The organism is Stenotrophomonas genospecies 3 (assembly GCF_054473855.1).
On record NZ_JBTMUR010000033.1, the window covers coordinates 2501 to 4859 of the forward strand.

Sequence of the window (2359 nt, forward strand, 5' to 3'; positions counted from 1 at the left end):
CCACTCCCGTTGCAAAGGTAGGGGATGAGGTGTGATTAGGAGTGAAAAGCTAATCGAACCCGGAGATAGCTGGTTCTCCTCGAAAGCTATTTAGGTAGCGCCTCATATGTATCCTCTCGGGGGTAGAGCACTGTTATGGCTAGGGGGTCATCGCGACTTACCAAACCATTGCAAACTCCGAATACCGAGACGGACTGTATGGGAGACACACGGCGGGTGCTAACGTCCGTCGTGAAAAGGGAAACAACCCAGACCCACAGCTAAGGTCCCAAATTCACTGCTAAGTGGAAAACCATGTGGAAAGGCACAGACAGCCAGGAGGTTGGCTTAGAAGCAGCCACCCTTTAAAGAAAGCGTAATAGCTCACTGGTCGAGTCGGTCTGCGGGGAAGATTTAACGGGGCTAAGCAGTGAACCGAAGCTTGGGGTGCATACTTTGTATGCGCGGTAGAGGAGCGTTCCGTAAGCCGTTGAAGGTGGATTGAGAAGTCTGCTGGAGGTATCGGAAGTGCGAATGCTGACATGAGTAACGATAATGCGGGTGAAAAACCCGCACGCCGAAAGCCCAAGGTTTCCTTGCGCAACGTTAATCGGCGCAGGGTGAGTCGGCCCCTAAGGCGAGGACGAAAGTCGTAGTCGATGGGAAGCAGGTTAATATTCCTGCACCTCGCGTAAGTGCGATGGAGGGACGGAGAAGGTTAGGTGTACCAGGCGTTGGTTGTCCTGGGGAAAGGCGGTAGGTTTGGATCTTTGGCAAATCCGGGATCCTTCAAGACCGAGCACCGAGACGAGCCTTTATGGCGAAGTCACTGATACCACGCTTCCAGGAAAAGCTCCTAAGCTTCAGCTTACGCAGACCGTACCGTAAACCGACACAGGTGGGTAGGATGAGAATTCTCAGGCGCTTGAGAGAACTCGGGTGAAGGAACTAGGCAACATGGCACCGTAACTTCGGGAGAAGGTGCACCCTTTTTGGTGGCTCGTGCGAGCTATAGCTGAAGAGGGTCGCAGTAACCAGGCCGCTGCGACTGTTTATCAAAAACACAGCACTCTGCAAACACGAAAGTGGACGTATAGGGTGTGACGCCTGCCCGGTGCTGGAAGGTTAATTGATGGGGTCAGCCGCAAGGCGAAGCTCTTGATCGAAGCCCCAGTAAACGGCGGCCGTAACTATAACGGTCCTAAGGTAGCGAAATTCCTTGTCGGGTAAGTTCCGACCTGCACGAATGGCGTAACGACAGCGGCGCTGTCTCCACCCGAGACTCAGTGAAATTGAAATCGCTGTGAAGATGCAGCGTTCCCGTGGCAAGACGGAAAGACCCCGTGAACCTTTACTATAGCTTTACACTGAACGTTGAGTTCGTCTGTGTAGGATAGGTGGGAGGCTATGAAACTGTGGCGCTAGCTGCAGTGGAGCCATCCTTGAAATACCACCCTGTCGTGCTTGACGTTCTAACCTGGGCCCATTATCTGGGTCGGGGACCGTGTATGGTGGGTAGTTTGACTGGGGCGGTCTCCTCCTAAAGAGTAACGGAGGAGCTCGAAGGTACGCTCAGCGCGGTCGGACATCGCGCACTGTGTGCAAAGGCATAAGCGTGCTTGACTGCAAGATCGACGGATCAAGCAGGTAGGAAACTAGGACTTAGTGATCCGGTGGTTCTGTATGGAAGGGCCATCGCTCAACGGATAAAAGGTACTCCGGGGATAACAGGCTGATACCGCCCAAGAGTTCATATCGACGGCGGTGTTTGGCACCTCGATGTCGGCTCATCACATCCTGGGGCTGTAGTCGGTCCCAAGGGTATGGCTGTTCGCCATTTAAAGTGGTACGCGAGCTGGGTTCAGAACGTCGTGAGACAGTTCGGTCCCTATCTGCCATGGGCGTTGGAGATTTGAGAGGGGCTGCTCCTAGTACGAGAGGACCGGAGTGGACGAACCTCTGGTGTTCCGGTTGTCACGCCAGTGGCATTGCCGGGTAGCTATGTTCGGAAGCGATAACCGCTGAAAGCATCTAAGCGGGAAGCGCGCCTCAAGATGAGATCTCCCGGGGCACAAGCCCCCTGAAGGAACCATGTAGACTACGTGGTTGATAGGTCAGGTGTGTAAGTACAGCAATGTATTGAGCTAACTGATACTAATGATCCGAGAGGCTTGACCATATAACCTCAAGTTGCCTTGGCTTTACGACAGCGTCGTAAGAGCATCCAAGTGCACGCTACGTCACAAGAACTACGAGAGGCAGGCGCCTTATCCAGCTGTATCGGATGGCGACGCTCCAACCGCCTCCCTGGTGAAATTAGCGCTGTGGAACCACCCGATCCCATCCCGAACTCGGAAGTGAAACGCAGCTGCGCCGATGG

2 rRNA genes (1 of these 2 only partly in view) are annotated in these 2359 nt (G+C 54.0%); both read left to right on the forward strand.

From position 1 onward, the window contains the following. A 23S ribosomal RNA gene (locus tag ACX9OT_RS21740) occupies positions 1–2158 on the forward strand; it begins 720 nt to the left of the window's first position. A gap of 127 nt (positions 2159–2285) precedes the next feature. Next, a 5S ribosomal RNA gene (gene rrf / locus ACX9OT_RS21745) occupies positions 2286–2359 on the forward strand; the annotation flags it as partial.